Source organism: Streptomyces sp. NBC_00075, assembly GCF_045041225.1.
GTDB classification, from domain to species: Bacteria; Actinomycetota; Actinomycetes; order Streptomycetales; family Streptomycetaceae; genus Streptomyces; species Streptomyces adonidis.
The window spans coordinates 10,146,736-10,163,808 of record NZ_CP108243.1; the positions used below are offsets into that span (position 1 = coordinate 10,146,736).

Sequence of the window (17,073 nt, forward strand, 5' to 3'; positions counted from 1 at the left end):
TCACCATGTTGTGTGTCGTGATGCTCCCTCGGGGAGTGCACTGTCCCCGGAGGTATGGGCTACAAGGCCGCTTCGAGGTCGTCTCGTCGAATGCGGATCGACATCGATGGGTCACATCGATGAACGGAAGGTAGGGGGTAAGCGCTTTCTGGTCAACGCTTTGCGCGCAACACGTGCCGATCGGCTCAGCAACCGCTGGTCAGCGAATGTTTTCGACGTGTGGGAGCGCTTCCATGAGGGCCATGCTCATGTCACGATGCGGGCGGGCAGCCCCGCAGAGCGGGACTTCGACTTCCGCCACGCGTACCCCCACGAGCCGTGTTGAGGAAGGGACAAGGACGTGTCCACCACTGTCGGCAACATCGCGAAGAGGCGCCTGCGCCGGGTGCTCGTCGCACTTCTCGGAGGTCTGCTGCCGTTACTCGCGGCGACACTGCTCACCGCGCCCGCGGCGACGGCCCGCACGGCGGCCCCCATCAAGGCCGCCGCCACGCTCACCGAGGTGACGAACTTCGGGACCAACCCCAGCAATCTTCAGATGTACGTGTACGTCCCGGACACCGTCACCACGCGCCCCGCGGTCCAGGTGGCCGTGCACTGGTGCACCGGCTCCGGGCCGGTGTTCTACTCCAACACCGAGTACGCCTCGCTGGCCGACCGCTACGGCTTCATCGTGATCTACCCGTCCGTCACCCGTGCCAGCAAGTGCTTCGACGTCTCCTCGCCACAGGCGCTCACCCGGGGCGGCGGAAGTGATCCGGTGGGCATCAAATCGATGGTCGACTACGTCACCCGGACCTACAACGCCGATACGGGCAGGGTCTTCGCCACCGGGGTCTCCTCCGGCGCGATGATGACCAACGTCCTGCTCGGCGACTACCCCGACGTGTTCGCGGCCGGATCGGCCTTCGCGGGCGTCCCGTTCGGCTGCTTCGCCACCACCAACGGCTCGGAATGGAACAGCGAGTGCGCCCAGGGGACGGTGATCCGTACCCCGCAGGAGTGGGGCGACCTGGTGCGCAACGCCTACCCGGGCTACACCGGGGCCCGGCCGCGCATGCAGCTCTGGCACGGCACCGAGGACGACACCCTGCGCTACCCCAACTTCGGGGAGGAGATCAAGCAGTGGACCAATGTGCAGGGGCTCACCCAGACGCCGACCGCGACCGACTCGCCCCAGTCCGGCTGGACCCGCACCCGATACGGCTCCACCGGTGACAGGGCGCCCGTGGAGGCCATCAGCCTCCAGGGCGTCGGCCACAACCTGATCACCACCGGCATGGCCGCCCGTGTGATCACCTTCTTCGGCCTGGACAGCGGCGGCACCGTGCCCCAACCCCCGGCCGGCCCCTGCAAGGTGGCCGTCTCGGTCAACGCCTGGAACACCGGGCTGACCGCGAACGTGACGATCACCAACAACAGCACGACGCCGGTGAACGGCTGGACGCTGGGCTTCACCCTGCCCTCCGGCCAGACCATCACCTCCGGCTGGAGCGCCACCTACGCACCGGCCTCCGGCACGGTGATCGCCAGCAACGCCACCTACAACGCGGTCATCGCGCCCGGCGCGAGCGTCGGCATCGGCTACCAGGCGAGCCACACCGGCAACAGCGCCGCACCGTCCGGCTTCACGCTCAACGGCACGGCCTGTACGGCCGGTTGAGCCCGAGCTGCCGGGTGCGTGCCACGAGCGCGCACCCGGTCGTCCCGCCCGAAGCGATCGACCCGACAAGACGTCCGTACGTCCGACAGGGCGTCGATACAGAGGAAGGCACCCGGCCCGTGAAGTCGCCCCGCCCCCAGCGGCCGTCCGGAAAAGCAGCGCTCGCCTACCTGGTCGCCACCTGCGTGTTCGTGCTGGCCCTCGCCGTGGCGTCCTCCGCCGTGGTCGCCCTGGTGAGAAGCCCGCAGCCGACGGTCGCCGACCCGGGCCGGGCCGCCCCGAAGTGGGTCAACACCTGGACGTCGATGCCGCAGCTCACCGAGCCCGGCAACATGCCGCCCGCGCCCTTCACCGGGGAGCGTGCCACCCTCGTCGACACCACCCTGCGCCAGACCGTGCGCGTCTCCACCGGCGGCGGGCGCATCCGGCTGCGCTTCTCCAACGCCTTCGGCACCACACCGCTGCCCCTGACCGCCGTGACGGTCGCCCTCCCGCTGAACGGGCAGGCCGGGGTCAGCGCCGTCGAGCCCGGCACCCTGCGCGAGGTGACGTTCGCCGGACGCCGGTCCACCACCGTCCCCGCCGGGGCCCAGGTCGTCTCCGACCCGCTCGACTTCGGGCTGCGCCCCGCGACCAACCTGACCGTGACGACGTACCTGGCCGGCGGCCAGGCCTCGCTCGCGCTCACCTCGCACCCGGGCTCACGCACCACCTCGTATCTGCTGGGCGGCGACGGCACGGCCGAGCAGGATCTGCCCGGGGCCACCCCGGTCAACCACTGGTACCTGCTCAGCGACGTCGAGGTGCTCTCCCGGCCGGGCACACGGGCCGTCGCCGTGCTGGGCGACTCGCTGTCGGACGGCCGGGGCTCCACGACCAACGGCAACAACCGCTGGCCCGACCAGCTCCTGGACCGACTCAGGGGTCTTCCGGGCGGCGACCGGATCGCCGTACTCAACCAGGCCGCGGGCGGCAACCGGGTCCTCAACGACGGCCTCGGGCCCAACGCCCTCGCCCGGTTCGACCGGGACATCCTGGCGCACAGCGGGGTCTCCTGGCTGATCGTCTTCGAGGGCGTCAACGACATCGGCACCGCCGAGGCCACCCCGGCCGCCCAGCAGCGCGTCACCGACGGCCTCGTCGCCGCCTACCGGCAGATAGCCGTCCGCGCACACGCCCAGGGCATCCGTGTCTACGGCGCCACCCTCACCCCCTTCGGCGGCAGCACGCCGTACGACGACCCGGCCGGCCTGCGCGAGACGACCCGGCAGGCCGTGAACGACTGGATCCGCACCGGGGGCGCCTTCGATGCCGTCGTCGACTTCGACCGGGCCGTACGCGATCCGGCCGACCCGCGGCGGCTGCGCGCGGACCTCCACGACGGGGACTGGCTGCATCTGAACCCCGAGGGGTACCGGATTCTGGCCGCGACCGTTCCCGCGCACCTGTTCAGGAGCGACTGACCGGGTTGTTGCCCGCCGCCAATGCGCCCATCCTGGGACATATGGCTACTGGGCCGCGCGAGGAAGAGCGGGTGGTCCCGTCCGGTGACGCCCTGGCGGTGATCGACGCGCACGGCATCCTCACGGGCTGGAGCGAGGGCGCCCGCCGGCTCACCGGGTACACCGCCGCCGACGTCACCGGCCGCCCGGCGGCGGACCTGGTGGCGGGCGACCCGCGCACGGCCTGGCGGGAACTGCGCGCGTCCGGCGCCGCCGTCGTGGCCGTACGGCACCGGGACGGGCGCCGCCCGGAGCTGGCGTTGCGCCTGTCCCCGCTGCTGGGAGAGCGGCGGGCGTACGTGGTCACGGCGGCGCCCGACGACGCGGGGCGGGAGCTGGGCGTGCTGGCGTTCCAGCAGTCCTCCGTGGCGATGACCGTCTTCGACACCGGGCAGCGGTATCTGCGGATGAACGACGCCTCCGTCGCCACCATGGGTGAGCCCGAGGCCACGTTCCTGCACCGGTACTTCCTGGACACCGTCGAGGACAGCGAGTTGAGCCGGGACTTCCTGCGCCATCTGGAGCTCGTCGTGGAGACCGGGCGGCCGGTCCACTACGAGTTCTGGACCCGGTCGCCCCTGAGAAGGCGTGAGCACGCCTGGACCATCGAGATGTGGCCGCTGCGGAACCCGGCCGACGAACTGCTCGGGGTCGGACTCACCGCCTTCGACAGCAGCGATCAGCACCGTGCGCGGCAGCGGCTGGCCATGCTCAACGAGGCCGCCGCGGGCATCGGCACCCGGCTCGACGTCGCCCGGACCGCCAGGGAACTCGCCGAGCTGGTGGTGCCCCGGCTTGCCGACTTCGCCAGCGTGGACCTGTTGGACTCGGTCCTCCAGGGCGACGAACCGACGGTCGGACCGGTGGACGCCGACGTGGAACTGCGCCGGGTCGCCCACCACTCGCTCACGGCCGGGGTCCCGGAAGCGGCGATCGGCCTCGGCGCGGCGGACGTCTACCCGCCGTACTCGCCGCCCGCCCGCGCGCTCGCCACCGGCCTGCCCGTCCTCGCCCGCACCGGCGACCCCGACCTCGACCGCTGGTTCGGCCTGCACGCGGCCCGCTCCGCGAAACTCCGAGACTCCGAGACCCACGACCTCGCGCTGATGGCCGTACCGCTGATGGCACGCGGTACGACGCTTGGCGTGGCCGTGTTCGTACGGCTGCTGACCCCCGAGAAGCCCGACGTCTTCGACGACGACGATGCGTCGCTGGCCCGGGAACTGGCCAGCCGGGCGGCCGTGTGCGTGGACAACGCCCGCCGCTACACCCGCGAACGCACCACCGCCCTCGCCCTCCAGCGCAGCCTGCTGCCGCAGACCATGGCCGGTCAGGCGGCCGTCGAGTTCGCCTCCCGCTATCTGCCCGCGCTGTCCCAGGCGGGCGTCGGCGGCGACTGGTTCGACGTGATCCCGCTGTCCGGGACCCGCGTGGCACTGGTCGTCGGGGACGTCGTCGGCCATGGTCTGCACGCCTCGGTGACCATGGGCAGGCTCCGTACGGCGGTCTGGACGCTGGCCGACGTCGATCTGCCGCCCGACGAGCTGCTCACCCACCTCGACGACCTGGTCGGCCACCTCGGGACCGACGAGAGCGGCGAGGCCGGTGAGATCGGCGCGACCTGTCTGTACGCGGTCTACGACCCGGTGTCCCGGCGCTGCACGCTCGCCGCCGCGGGGCATCCGCCGCCGGTCGTCCTGTATCCCGACGGCCGGGTCGAGGTGATCGAGGTGAGCGCGGGTCCCATGCTCGGCGTCGGCGGGCTGCCGTTCGAGGCGACGGAGCTGGAGCTGCCCGAGGGCGCGGTGCTCGCGCTCTACACGGACGGTCTGGTCGAGGCCCGCGATCTCGACCTCGACACCGGAACGGCCGCTCTGTGCACGGCACTCGGGGTCCCGGCCGACAGTCTGGAGGAGGTCTGCGACACGGTGCTCGACTCGCTGCTCCCGGAGACACCGGGCGACGACGTCGCCCTGCTGGTCGCCCGCACCCGCGCCCTGGACGCCGAACAGGTCGCGGTCTGGGACCTGCCCGCCGACCCGGCCGTGGTCGCCACCGCCCGCAAACACGTCACCGACCGGCTGACCCGCTGGGGCATCGACGAGGCCGCGTTCGTCACGGAGCTGGTGGTCAGCGAGCTGGTCACCAACGCCATCCGGTACGGCGGCGAGCCCATCCAGCTCCGGCTGATCCGCGACCGCACCCTCATCTGCGAGGTCTCCGACGCCAGCAGCACCTCGCCGCATCTGCGCCGGGCCCGCACCTTCGACGAGGGCGGCCGCGGCCTCCTCCTGGTCGCCCAGCTCACCGACCGCTGGGGCACCCGCCCGACAGGCATGGGCAAGACCATCTGGGCGGAACAGGCACTGCCACCAACTCTCTGAGAAACCGGGGGACTTACGCCCCTCGCCTCACATGGACCGGTGGTACTGGTCCGGCACGTGCACCTCGCCGCCCAGTTCACGGGCCGCGTGCCGGGCCCACGAAGGGTTGCGCAGCAGCTCACGCCCGAGCAGCACCGCGTCGGCCTCACCGTTGGCCAGGATCTTCTCGGCCTGCTCGGCGTCGGTGATCATCCCCACGGCGGCGACGGGCAGCGAGGTCTCGGCCTTCACCCGTGCGGCGAAGGGGACTTGGTAGCCAGGACCGGTCGGGATGCGTACGCCGGAGGCGTTGCCGCCGGTGGAGACGTCGAGCAGGTCGACGCCGTGCGCGTGGAGTTCGGCGGCGAGGCGCACGGTGTCGTCGGCGCTCCAACCGCCCTCCTCCAGCCACTCGGTCGCCGAGATCCGGAAGAACAGCGGCTTGTCGTCGGGCCACACCTCCCGTACGGCGTCGACGACTTCGAGCGCGAGGCGCACGCGGTTCTCGTACGAGCCGCCGTAGGCGTCGGTGCGGTGGTTGGAGTGCGGGGAGAGGAAACCGTTGATCAGATAGCCGTGCGCGCCGTGGATCTCGGCGACCTCGAAGCCCGCATCGAGGGCGCGCCGGGCCGCGTCCGCGAACTGCGCTACGACCTCCCGTATTTGATCGACCGTCAGCTCGGCCGGAACCTGGTGCTCCTCGTTGAACGGCACCGGGCTCGCGCCGACCGGCTGCCAGGCGTACGCGTCGTCCGGGCCGAGCGGCGCGCCGCCCTTCCAGGGCAGCCCGGTGGAGGCCTTGCGGCCGGCATGAGCGAGCTGGATTCCTGGAACGGTGCCCTGCGAGACCAGGAAGCGGTTGATCCGGCGGAACGCCTCGACCTGGGTGTCGTTCCAGATGCCCAGGTCGTACGGCGTGATCCGGCCCTTCGGGCTGACGGCCGTGGCCTCGACGATGACCAGGCCGGTGCCGCCGGCGGCGCGTGCCGCGTAGTGCGCGAAGTGCCAGTCGTTCGGCGCGCCGGTCCCGGGGCCCTCGGGAGCCGCTGAGTACTGGCACATCGGGGGCATCCACACGCGGTTGGGGATGGTCAGGCCGCGGAGGCGGAAGGGCTCGAAGAGCGCGCTCACGGCGGACTCCAATCGTCTCGTCATCGTCGTTCGTCACGGGTCACGGGGTCGCTGGACGACTCGTACGATAAGCATCGTAGTACGGCGAGTGTCAAACTACGAGAGTTCTCGTACAATGGGTTTCCCGACGAAGTGGAGCAGCCGTGACCACCGCAGCCCCCGCCCCCAGCAGCCGTGACCTGCCGCACCCGGTGCGCGAGGAGATCCGGCTGGAGGGCGTGCTGCACGCGCTCTCCGACCCGATGCGGCTCCAGGTCGTGCGAGAGCTCGCCGCCGTGAGCGACGAGCTGTCCTGTTCGCACTTCGACCTGCCCGTCACCAAGTCCACGACCACGCACCACTTCCGGGTGCTGCGCGAGAGCGGGGTGATCCGGCAGGCCTACCGGGGCACGGCCAAGATGAACGGCCTGCGCAGGGGCGACCTAGACGACCTCTTCCCGGGGCTTCTCGACAGTGTCCTGGCTGCCGCCGCCGGTCAGGCCGCCCGCCTCGGCAGTGTCACCGTCGGCTGAACTGCCTTTCCCCGCAAGGTGGTTGAAGAGCAGGTTCAGGACGATCGCCGTCAGGCAGCCCGCGCTGATGCCGCTGTTCATCACCGTCTGGAACCAGTCCGGGAACTTCGCGTAGACCGTCGGCACGCCGACCGGCAGCATGCCCACGGCCACCGAGACCGCCACGACCGTCAGATTGTGGTTGTCCTTGAACTCGACCCCGGCCAGCGTGCGCAGCCCGCTCGCGGCGACCGTCCCGAACATCACCAGACCCGCGCCGCCCAGCACCGGTGCCGGTATGGCCGCGACCACCGCGCCCAGCTTGGGCAGCAGACCGAGCAGCACGAGGATGCCACCGGCGGTTGCCACGACCCAGCGGCTGCGCACCCGGGTCATCCCGACGAGGCCGACGTTCTGCGCGTACGCCGTGTACGGGAAGGTGTTGAAGATGCCGCCGAGGACGGTGGAGAAACCGTCGGCGCGCAGTCCGTCGGCGAGGGAGCGCGGCTCGACCTTCCGGCCGGTCATCTCACCGACAGCGATCAGGTCACCGGTCGTCTCGGTCATCGTCACCAGCGCCACCACCAGCATGGAGATGATCGCCGACGCCTCGAAGGTGGGCGCCCCGAAGTGGAACGGCGTGCTGATGCCGAGCCAGTCGGCGTCCCCGACCCCGTCGAAGTCCGTGAACCCGAAGGGAACGGCCACGGCCAGCCCCACCACGATGCCGATCAGCACCGCGATCCGGCTCAGGAACACCGGCGCGAACCGCTGCACGCCGAGCACCACGGCCAGGACGAACGCGGCCAGGCCCAGGTTCTTCGGCTCGCCGAAGTCCGCCGAGCCCACTCCGCCGGCCGCCCAGTTGCCCGCCACGGGCAGGAGTGACAGGCCGATGATCAGGATCACCGTGCCGGTCACGAGGGGCGGGAAGAAGCGCAGGAGCCGTCCGAAGACGGGCGCCAGCAGGACGATCGCGAGTCCCGCGACGATCACCGAGCCGTAGATGGCGGGGAGGCCGCCGCCCGTCGTACCGATGAGGACCATGGGTGACACGGCCGCGAAGGTGCAGCCCTGCATGATCGGCAGGCGGACGCCGAAGCGCCAGAAGCCGACGCACTGGATGAGGGTCGCGATGCCGCACACCAGCAGGTCGGCGGTGATCAGGTAGGCGAGGTCGGCGGGGGAGAGCTTCATGGCTCCGCCGACGATCAGGGGGACGGCCACGGCGCCGGCGTACATCGCGAGGACGTGCTGGAGGCCGAAGGCGGCGAGTTGGCGTGCGGGTGGGACTTCGTCCACGGGGTGTACGGGTGGGGGTGGGGTCATGGGTGCTCCAGGAGCGGCGGTGGGGGAGCGGGGGTGCTGGACAGGGGGGATTGAACAGTTTGTTGATTGCTTACCTGTTGCCGATGTGTGTCATGCCCACCTGGATGCCCCCGCAAGGCTGTTTGTCGTCTGCGGGCCGGTGGGGGCTGGTCGCGCAGTTCCCCGCGCCCCTTAGGGGGTGTCCGTGCCCCGTGCTGCTGCCATCAGGGAGTTCCAGTCGGGGAGCTTCACCACGCTTCGGCCCAGCGTTGCGCCCAGTTCCGCCTCGGCTCGCTCGATGGCCTGCCAGCCTGCCCACTCCACCGGCCGGAATCCCTCCGCTCGCAGTGCCGTCAGTGGGTCCTCGGGGCGCTCCTGCTGTACGAGTTCGGGGGCGTCCGCGAGCAGAGACGTTGCCGTTTCCTTTGCGCAGGGGCGGTTGGTGCCGATGACGCCGGTGGGGCCGCGTTTGATCCAGCCGGCCACGTACTCGCCGGGGGAGGGGTGGCCGTCGCGCAGGACCCGGCCCGCGAGATGGGGGACTGTGCCGGTGGTCGTGTCGAAGGGCAGGTCGTCGAGCGGGACTCCGCGATAGCCGACCGAGCGGAGTACGAGCTGGGCCTCGATGTCCTCGTACTGGCCTGTGCCTGTGACGCCGCCGGTTCCGTCCGGCACCGTTCGTTCGAAGCGGACGGCACTCACCCGGCCCCCGGCGGCGAGCAGTTCGACCGGGCGGCGGAAGAAGCGCAGCCGGATGCGGCGGGCCGTGCTTGCCGGGGGCGTGGCCGCCCAGGTACGCAGTGCCTCCACGTTGCGGCGCTGGGCGGCCGGCAGGGTGGAGGGGTCGGTGTATGCCGGGTCGAGCCGCAACTCGTCCTCGTCCACGACGACCTGGGCGTCCGGCAGGGTGCCCAGCTCGCGCAGCTCCTTCGTGGTGAAGCGGGCCTGCGAGGGGCCGCGCCGACCCACCATGTGGATGTCGGTCACCCGGCTCGCCGCCAGCGCGGTGAGCGCCGCCTGGGGCATGTCCGTCGGGCTCAGTTCGGCCGGGCCGCGTGCCAGCATCCGGGCCACGTCCACCGCCACGTTCCCGACACCGATGACCACGGCAGACCGCGCCCCCTGGACGAAACCGTCGTCGACGGCGTCCGGATGGGCGCTGTACCAGGCCACGAACTCGGTCGCCGACCAGCTGCCCGGCAGCTCCTCGCCGGGAATCCCCAGGTGGCGGTCGGTGGCGGCGCCCACGCAGTAGACGACCGCGTGGTACAGCTCCCGCAGCCGGGTGCCCGGCAGCTCACCCGGTCCGGAGCCGATCCGGACACCGCCCAGGAAGCGCACCCGCTCGTGCTCCAGGACCGTGCGCAGGTTGTTCTGGAGCGACTTGATCTTCTCGTGGTCCGGCGCCACCCCGTACCGCACCAGACCGTACGGCGCCGGCAGCCGGTCCAGGACGTCGACCAGTACCTCCGGGTCCTGCTGGACCAGGCTCTGGGCGGTGTAGACCCCGCTCGGACCCGAACCCACGACGGCGACACGCAACACGGCGGAACCCCTCACTGCGGGACGCGGTGGAACTCCCTGTTGCTGACACCTTCAGGATCGCACCGCGGGCGCTGCGCTGACAGGGTGCCGGGCCAGACGGGTGTGCGTGTCCGTTCGTATGGAAAGTGATCATGCGGTTACGTTCCGTATGTGCTAGAAGCATCCTTTCTTAATCTCTCCGGTCGCTGCCCGACGGAAGGCACCGTGTCGGTACGGCCCGCCTGGGAAGTGCAGGAGTGCGAGGGCTCGGCGACCACGGCCTGGTTCGACGTCCGGCTCGCCTTCACCGACGGAGCCCAGGTCGACCTGCTCGCCGTGGTCCGGGAGGCGGGCGTCTCCATCGAGGACGTACGGGCACAGCCCGCGCTGTCCCTCGACGATCTGGCGGCGCTCGCGGACTGGATCGAGGGGCCGCTCTTCGATGCGTGCGGCGACGGGCCCGTGGAGGCCGGGGAGGTTGAGGTGTGTCTGCGACCCCGGCGTGCCCGGCCCGCCTGGCCGCGGGGCGTCGAGGGGCGGTGGCTGGTCGCGGAGGAGTACCGCGCGGCCCAGGAAGAGGGCGCCGACCCCGTTCTCGCCGTGATGTGCGCGACCGGGCGCAGTCGTCGACGATCGCTCAGGCTGATCTCGCAGGCGCGGGACGCGGGATTCTTGACACCTCGTCACGCTCGGCGCTGAGTAAGAGGGTTGAGGGGTTCGGGCAAGGGCTTTGAGGGAGCCGCCCGCCCAACTCTCCTCGCCCGCACTACATTTCGCGCATCCTGTTGATCTCCGTCGTCTGCTGCGCGATCACGTCGTCGGCCATCTCCTCGACGCGGACGTTGTTGCCCTGTCCCTTGACCTCCGTGGCCATGGTGACGGCACCCTCGTGATGCGTGATCATCACCGTCAGGAACAGCTCGTCGAACGCCTTGCCCTTCGCCGCGCGCAACTTGGCCAGTTGGGCCTCGGTCGCCATGCCGGGCATCGTCTCGTGGGTGTGCCCGGTGGTCTTCTCGTCGCCGCCGTTGTCCTTCAACCAACCCTGCATCGCGGCGATTTCGGGGCGCTGAGCGGCGGCGATGCGCTCGGCCAGCCGCTTCACCGGTGCCGACTCGGCGCGTTCCGGGACGAGTTCGGTGATCTCGATCGCCTGCGAGTGGTGCTCGATCATCATGCGGGCGTACGCGAGGTCCGCCGAGTTGGGCGAGTCGTCGGGCAGTTCCGCCTTCGCCTCGTCCGGGGAGAGTGTCCGGGCCGCCTCGCCGGGCAGGCCGGGCGCGATCACCGAAGGCCCTGTCGCCTTCACGGACTTGGCGTCCGCGTCGGAGGACGAGCCCGAGTCGCAGGCGCCGAGCGCGAGGGTGAGCGCGAGCACGGCCAGGACCGGACGGCAGGTACGGGACGCGCGACGGACGGGCACAACGACCTCCTGAGTCAGTTGAGTTGACGGACACCTCGTGAGTGCTGTGTCCGTCCTAACACGCTTCCATTCGCTGGTGATCAGAAACTTTCATTACAAATGCGTTGCTCCCTTTTGATCGGTGCATGATGAAGACGATACTTCGGAGGACCGTGAACCGTTCTGACCCGAACGGCTACCAGGGAGGAAGCAGTGACCCTGTTGAACGAATCCCGAACGCGGCGCAGACGCCTGGGGGTTGTCGCCGCGGCGGCCGGACTCCTGGCCGCGCTGCTGACCGCAGGACCCGCCACCGCGAGCCCCGACCCGGGGGACGGCCCGACGGTGTCGGAGGAGATCTCCCAGAGCGTGCAGAGCCAGGTGAAGAAGGCCCTGGCCGAGGGGGAGATACCCGGGGTGGACGAGATCGTCCACTCCGACAACATCACGCACCTCACGAACATCCCCAAGGACGCGCTGCCCGGCACCAATTCGGACCTCGCCTTCCAGGGGAAGTACGCTTTCTCCGGCAACTACGACGGCTTCCGCGTCTTCGACATCAGCAACCCGAAGGCCCCGAAGACCGTCTCCCAGGTGCTGTGCCCCGGCGGCCAGAACGACATCTCCGTCTCCGGGAACCTGCTCTTCCTGTCCACCGACGCCTCGCGCAGCGACAGCAGTTGCAGCAGCGTCTCGCAGCCCGCGACCGAGAAGTCGTCGTGGGAGGGCATGAAGATCTTCGACATCAGCGACAAGGCGAACCCCAAGTACGTCGCCGCCGTGGAGACCGCCTGCGGCTCGCACACCCACACGCTGGTGCCCGAGCGCAAGAACGTCTACATCTACGTCTCCTCCTACTCGCCCAGCGCCACCTTCCCCGACTGCCAGCCGCCGCACGACGGCATCTCGATCATCAAGGTGCCGCGAAAGGCCCCCGAGAAGGCGGCGGTTGTCGGCTTCCCGGTCCTGTTCCCCGGTGAGGGCCCCGACGGCGGCGGCAACCCCGGCTCGCCCACCAACCCGGGCGTCTCCAAGACCACCGGCTGCCACGACATCACCGTGCTGCCCTCCAAGGACCTCGCGGCGGGCGCCTGCATGGGCGACGGCATCCTGTTCTCCATCAAGGACCCGGAGCACCCGAAGGTCATCGACCAGGTCCAGGACAACGTCAACTTCGCGTTCTGGCACTCGGCGACCTTCAACCAGAAGGCCGACAAGGTCGTCTTCACCGACGAGTTGGGCGGCGGTGGCGCGGCCACCTGCAACGCGGCGATCGGGCCGAACCGTGGAGCCGACGGCATCTACGACATCGTTGGCAAGGGCGACAAGCGCAAGCTCGTCTTCAAGAGCTACTTCAAGATCCCGCGCTACCAGGCGGACACCGAGGTCTGCGTGGCGCACAACGGCTCGCTGATCCCGGTCAAGGGCAAGGACATCATGGTCCAGGCCTGGTACCAGGGCGGTGTCTCCGTCTGGGACTTCACCAACTCCTCGAAGCCCAAGGAGATCGCCTACTTCGAGCGCGGCCCGATCACCACGGACCGCGTCACGACCGCCGGCCCGTGGTCGGCGTACTACTACAACGGCTACATCTACTCGAACGACATCGCCAAGGGCTTCGACGTCCTGAAGCTCAGCGACCGGCGCACCGACCCGGCCAAGAAGGTCCGCGTGAGCGAGTTGAACGTCCAGACCCAGCCGGACTACTTCGACTGACCGTCGGTACCGACTACTGACTGTCGAGTCAGAAGCGCGACAGATCCCTGTCGCGCGTCCCGCCGGGCACCTCGGTGTCCGGCGGGACGCGCATGTCCGGGCAAGGCCACCGCGATTCCTCATTGACCAAGGGGCCGTGTGGGGACATGCTGTTACTTCTGCATTGACTTTTTGTCAGCTGGCACAGGTCAAAGCAGCCGAAACGGCTCTCTGAGGGCGGTTTCGGGCGGCCCGCCTGTCTGGGGTGACGCGGGGGATCACCTCAGACCGGCGTGCCCTTCCCGGAGCGGAGCCTCAGTCGGCCAGGTCCAGCACCGGCCGCAGCCCGTCCGGGCGTTCGGACACCGGCAGATGGTCCACGAAGTGCACCGCGCAGCCCAGCTCCGCCGCGCCACCGTCCGCGCGCCGGTCGTCACCGACCATGAGCACGTCCTGCGGGGCCACGGCGAGCGCGTCGCAGGCGACCTTGAACAGACGCGGGTCCGGCTTCTGGACGCCGTGCTCGTACGACAGGACGTAGGCGTCGACGTACGCGTCCAGCCCGTGCGCCCGGAACACGGGCCGCAGATCCCACCCGATGTTGCTGACCACCCCGACGGAGATCCCCCGCTCCCGCAGCGCGCCCAGCACCTCGACGGCATCGGGATACGGGGCCCACGCGGCCGGCGCCATGTGCCGCTCGTACAGCGCGTCGTACAACGCCGGGTCGGGGAGCGGCACTTGACGGGCGAGCCCGGTGTACGCGGCCCGGTGCAGTTCGGCGCTCTCGTCGCGGATCCCCCACACGGCGGCCAGTTCCTGAGGCAACCGCTGCGGCGAGGCCCCGCCCGGCAGTGCTCCCGCCACCTCCAGCGCCCGCGCCGTCACGGCGAACTCCGCCTCCGGCAGACCGAGTCCGTGCTCGGCGAGGACGGCACGCAGCCAGGACTCGGTGGACTCGATACGGAAGAGGGTTCCGGAGAAGTCGAACAGCACGGCAGCCATGCGCCGGACTTTACCTGGGCGTCTGTCCGGCGCACGGCCGTCGTGACGGACGTCAGTTCAAGGGCGCGGGCACCGGGGTGCCGTAGAAGGTCATGGTCGGCCAACCGCGGGATTCGAGATAGGCGTTGAGAGCGTTCGCGACGTCGATGGGATCGATCTGGTTCGGCCGGGCGGCGCCGGTGGTGGAGCAGCTCACCCGGAACGAGAGGGTCACGTGTCCGTCGGCCTCACTGGATTCAGGGTTGGGGATGTTGGAGTCGCCGCTGAATTCGGTGTTGTACGGGAACTCGGGCAGCGCGGTGGGGTCGTCCTCCGCCGCCTCCGCCTGTGTCGCCGTCCCCAGGGCCGCGCCCGCCGCGGCCGTCCCCGAGTAACCCAGCAGCGAACGTCTCGAAATGCTGGACAAGTTGCCCCCTGTTCGTCGACTTCTTGCGATGGCTCGGTCGGGTGTCTCCCGCAGCCGTCGTCGATCGTATGTACGGGTACGGGGCGGGTGGGGCTGAATTGGACCGTCCGTAAGTGGAGGAGCGAACCGCCAGGTCAGCGCCGCTCGGGCAGCCGCCAGAACCGCTCGTACGACACCACCGCCACCGTCACCACCAGCGCCCCGAGGAGCCAGCCGCCGAGCACGTCCGACGGCCAGTGCACGCCCAGCCAGATCCGGGTCAGACCGGCGCCCGCGACCGAGACCGCCGCGACCGTGACCGCCGTACGCCAGACCGCGCGTCCGACGCCGTACCGGTGCAGCAGCCACAGCAGGAGGCCGCACACCACCGTGGCGGTCATGGCGTGGCCGGAGGGGAAGGCCGCGTAGTGCGCGGAGTCGACGGGGTCGGGCCAGACCGGGCGGGCGCGGCCGACCGCCGCCTTCAGGGTCTGCTGGAGGATCGTGCTCAGCGCACAGGTGACCGCCAGCCACCACGCGAGCGCCCACGCCGAGTGCCGCCACACCAGCCACACCGCGGCGGCCGCGCACAGCAGGCGCATCGTCAGCGGGTCCCACACCCAGTCCGTGAGGATCCGGAACGCGTGCGTGAGCCCGGGCTCGTCGACCGCCCAGCGATGGGTGGCGCGTGCGATGTCGCCGTCGAGCGCGATCAGCGGATGCCAGTCCACCGCGACCAGGGTCAGCAGCAGTGCGGAGGTGAGGGTCAGGGCGACGGCGACGCGGACGGCCGGGTGGTGGACCGAGCGCCGGAGCCGGGGGAGGAGGTGCATGGGGGGCATGGTGCGATCCTCGCCGACCCATGGGGCGGGAGGCCAACCCAGGGGGTGGCGGGAGGCCGGCGGGCTATCCGAGTGCCCGCAGTCCCGGTACGAATGCCACCAGCACGGGAACCACCGGCACCAGGGCCGCCGCTGCCGTCAGCCGAAGCCTGTGGAACGGCGGCAGCCGGTCAGGTGCGGTCAGGAGCCGGTGCACGCGCTGGGGGAGATGGGCCTGCGGGGTCGGGGACGGGCCGAACACGCCCCGGTCCTCGTTGAGTTCGACCAGGGCGAGGGCGGTTGTCAGTCGGCCGAAGCGGCGGGAGGCCATGTCGTCGGCGGCGAGTTCCACCAGCCGGTGCATCTCGTCCTGGAACGAGGCGAAGACCGGCACCTGCGGAAACCCGTTGGCCAGCGCCCCCGAGCAGTGCAGCAGCCAGTCGTGCCGGGCCCGCGCGTGCCCCTGCTCGTGCGCGAGCACGGCGTCCAGCTGGCGCCCGGTGAGGCGGCGCATCGCGGCCGTGGTGACGACAAGGCCGGGCGCGGTGCCGGGCAGCCACCAGGCGTCGGCGCGCTCGCCCTCCAGGACCACCAGCCGGTCGGGACGCGGCTCCTCGCCGGGCAACAGCGGTGCACGCAGGAGGAGTTCGGCACGGTGTGACCTGCGCCGCCTGCGCGCCCGTACGACCTCACGGACCAACATCGCCGCGGTCCACAGCCCACCGCAGGCGAGCGCCACGGCCGTCGTCGCGGCCCAGGGACGGGACGCACCGAGGACGTACGCCTCCACGACCGCGTGCGGTGCCGGGGCGAACACATGGCCGCGCACGGCCTGCCAGGCCGCCGCCGCGCTGAGCGTCATCGACAGCGCGCAGCACATCAGTACGGCCGCCACCACGCACTGCCACACCCACAGGGCGACCACCGGTTCGCGGTCCGGCCAGTCGGCGCGGGCGAGCAGCCGCGGGGCGACGACGGCGGTCAGCGCGCCGAGCAGCAACAGTGCTGCGGGGACCATCATGGGTGCACCCTATGAGCGCGGCGGCGCTCGGACCTACGGTCCGTCGCGGCAAAGTGACGCAGACCACGGATTCGTACAGTCAGAGCGTGAGCAGCATGGCGACCGTCGCGATACCCATCGACAACCGGCAGGCGCGCGCCAGTTCGGGCCGGTCGCCCCAGCCGACCGAGCCGGTCCGGACCCCGCTGCCGCCACCGCCGACGGCCAGCACCGGCACCGACAGCAGCCGGACGCCGGACAGCAGCACGTACCCGGTGAAGTAGAGGAGCAGCGCCGTCGTCAGCAACGGGACTCCGGACACGCCGGACACGTGGTGGTGGGCGGGTGCTGCGGCCATCGCGGCCGCCATGTAGGCCATGGCGAACGCGCCCACCAGGTGGTGCAGATGGTGCGGCCCGGTGCGGACCGCCCACAGGGCGCGCAGCGCGGCCGTGCCGAACACGGCCGTGTACACCAGCCAGGCCCAGCGCGGCGGGGTCAGTACGGCGGCGGGCACGGCCATCGCGGCCATGCCGAAGCCCATCAGCGCCTCGCCGCCCGCGGCCCGGCGCTGCTCCTCGACCGTGCTGCGCATCCGCAGCAGGCAGTAGGCCCCGGTCGCCGCGCACAGCGCGACCAGCAGCCACCCGGGCGAAGCCGGACCGTGCACACGAACCTCCCCCTCGACCCCGAGACCTCCGCTGAAGAGATGCCCGCGCCGGCCGGTGCGCATGCAAGCGCAAGGGTGTACGCGGGGGAGCGTACGCCGGAGCACCGCAGGTG

Annotated in this window: 15 protein-coding genes; 6 read left to right on the forward strand and 9 right to left on the reverse strand. The window is 70.7% G+C overall.

Annotation, left to right across the window (positions count from 1 at the left end; genetic code table 11):
* The first annotated feature begins 340 nt into the window (after positions 1–340).
* The 3 genes from OG787_RS44345 to OG787_RS44355 all read left to right on the forward strand — a co-directional run bounded on the left by OG787_RS44345 (position 341) and on the right by OG787_RS44355 (position 5,549).
* Positions 341–1,663, forward strand: coding sequence for a PHB depolymerase family esterase (locus OG787_RS44345; protein ID WP_405539092.1), 1,323 nt, complete (start codon positions 341–343; stop codon positions 1,661–1,663).
* A gap of 119 nt (positions 1,664–1,782) precedes the next feature.
* The gene (locus OG787_RS44350) at positions 1,783–3,126 is read left to right on the forward strand and encodes an SGNH/GDSL hydrolase family protein (protein WP_405539093.1); all 1,344 of its coding nucleotides are present in this window, start codon (positions 1,783–1,785) and stop codon (positions 3,124–3,126) included.
* Positions 3,127–3,167: 41 nt separating this feature from the next.
* Complete coding sequence (locus tag OG787_RS44355) at positions 3,168–5,549, forward strand: SpoIIE family protein phosphatase (protein WP_405539094.1); 2,382 nt, start codon at positions 3,168–3,170, stop codon at positions 5,547–5,549.
* A gap of 27 nt (positions 5,550–5,576) precedes the next feature.
* Here OG787_RS44355 and OG787_RS44360 read toward each other — a convergent pair whose 3' ends face one another.
* The gene (locus OG787_RS44360; RefSeq protein ID WP_369030111.1) at positions 5,577–6,659 is read right to left on the reverse strand and encodes an NADH:flavin oxidoreductase/NADH oxidase; all 1,083 of its coding nucleotides are present in this window, start codon (positions 6,657–6,659) and stop codon (positions 5,577–5,579) included.
* Positions 6,660–6,802: 143 nt separating this feature from the next.
* Between OG787_RS44360 and OG787_RS44365 the strand changes: the two genes are divergently transcribed.
* Entirely contained in the window at positions 6,803–7,171 is a 369-nt protein-coding gene (locus OG787_RS44365) for an ArsR/SmtB family transcription factor (RefSeq protein WP_369029913.1), read from the forward strand.
* Here the strand turns inward: OG787_RS44365 and OG787_RS44370 are convergent.
* Complete coding sequence (locus OG787_RS44370) at positions 7,082–8,479, reverse strand: nucleobase:cation symporter-2 family protein (protein WP_369029912.1); 1,398 nt, start codon at positions 8,477–8,479, stop codon at positions 7,082–7,084. The genes OG787_RS44365 and OG787_RS44370 overlap by 90 nt on opposite strands.
* A 171-nt stretch (positions 8,480–8,650) precedes the next feature.
* Positions 8,651–10,003, reverse strand: coding sequence for an FAD-dependent oxidoreductase (locus OG787_RS44375; protein ID WP_405539097.1), 1,353 nt, complete (start codon positions 10,001–10,003; stop codon positions 8,651–8,653).
* A 204-nt stretch (positions 10,004–10,207) separates the two neighbouring features.
* Between OG787_RS44375 and OG787_RS44380 the strand changes: the two genes are divergently transcribed.
* Positions 10,208–10,681, forward strand: coding sequence for a DUF6214 family protein (locus OG787_RS44380; protein WP_405539099.1), 474 nt, complete (start codon positions 10,208–10,210; stop codon positions 10,679–10,681).
* Positions 10,682–10,748: 67 nt separating this feature from the next.
* Here OG787_RS44380 and OG787_RS44385 read toward each other — a convergent pair whose 3' ends face one another.
* A complete protein-coding gene (locus OG787_RS44385) occupies positions 10,749–11,405 on the reverse strand; it encodes a DUF305 domain-containing protein (RefSeq protein WP_405539100.1) in 657 nt (218 codons plus the stop codon).
* 192 nt (positions 11,406–11,597) lie between these two features.
* Between OG787_RS44385 and OG787_RS44390 the strand changes: the two genes are divergently transcribed.
* Complete coding sequence (locus tag OG787_RS44390; protein ID WP_369029908.1) at positions 11,598–13,100, forward strand: LVIVD repeat-containing protein; 1,503 nt, start codon at positions 11,598–11,600, stop codon at positions 13,098–13,100.
* Positions 13,101–13,394: 294 nt separating this feature from the next.
* Here OG787_RS44390 and OG787_RS44395 read toward each other — a convergent pair whose 3' ends face one another.
* The 5 genes from OG787_RS44395 to OG787_RS44415 all read right to left on the reverse strand — a co-directional run bounded on the left by OG787_RS44395 (position 13,395) and on the right by OG787_RS44415 (position 16,960).
* Positions 13,395–14,084, reverse strand: coding sequence for an HAD family hydrolase (locus OG787_RS44395; protein ID WP_405539103.1), 690 nt, complete (start codon positions 14,082–14,084; stop codon positions 13,395–13,397).
* A 52-nt stretch (positions 14,085–14,136) separates the two neighbouring features.
* Positions 14,137–14,490 (reverse strand): twin-arginine translocation signal domain-containing protein, encoded by a 354-nt coding sequence (locus OG787_RS44400; RefSeq protein ID WP_369029905.1) that lies wholly within the window; start codon positions 14,488–14,490, stop codon positions 14,137–14,139.
* A 134-nt stretch (positions 14,491–14,624) separates the two neighbouring features.
* On the reverse strand, positions 14,625–15,311 hold the full coding sequence (locus OG787_RS44405; protein WP_405539105.1) for a phosphatase PAP2 family protein: 687 nt from the start codon (positions 15,309–15,311) through the stop codon (positions 14,625–14,627).
* 64 nt (positions 15,312–15,375) lie between these two features.
* Positions 15,376–16,311, reverse strand: coding sequence for a M56 family metallopeptidase (locus OG787_RS44410; protein WP_369029903.1), 936 nt, complete (start codon positions 16,309–16,311; stop codon positions 15,376–15,378).
* 79 nt (positions 16,312–16,390) lie between these two features.
* Positions 16,391–16,960, reverse strand: a complete 570-nt coding sequence (locus OG787_RS44415) for a DUF5134 domain-containing protein (protein WP_369029902.1) — start codon at positions 16,958–16,960, stop codon at positions 16,391–16,393.
* Positions 16,961–17,073: the final 113 nt, after the last annotated feature.

Bases quoted from the DNA above. Each gene is read 5' to 3' on its own strand.
- OG787_RS44355 (WP_405539094.1), top strand. From the start codon at position 3,168: ATGGCTACTGGGCCGCGCGAGGAAGAGCGGGTGGTCCCGTCCGGTGAC.
- OG787_RS44370 (WP_369029912.1), bottom strand. From the start codon at position 8,479: ATGACCCCACCCCCACCCGTACACCCCGTGGACGAAGTCCCACCCGCA.
- OG787_RS44395 (WP_405539103.1), bottom strand. From the start codon at position 14,084: ATGGCTGCCGTGCTGTTCGACTTCTCCGGAACCCTCTTCCGTATCGAG.
- OG787_RS44405 (WP_405539105.1), bottom strand. From the start codon at position 15,311: ATGCCCCCCATGCACCTCCTCCCCCGGCTCCGGCGCTCGGTCCACCAC.
- OG787_RS44410 (WP_369029903.1), bottom strand. From the start codon at position 16,311: ATGATGGTCCCCGCAGCACTGTTGCTGCTCGGCGCGCTGACCGCCGTC.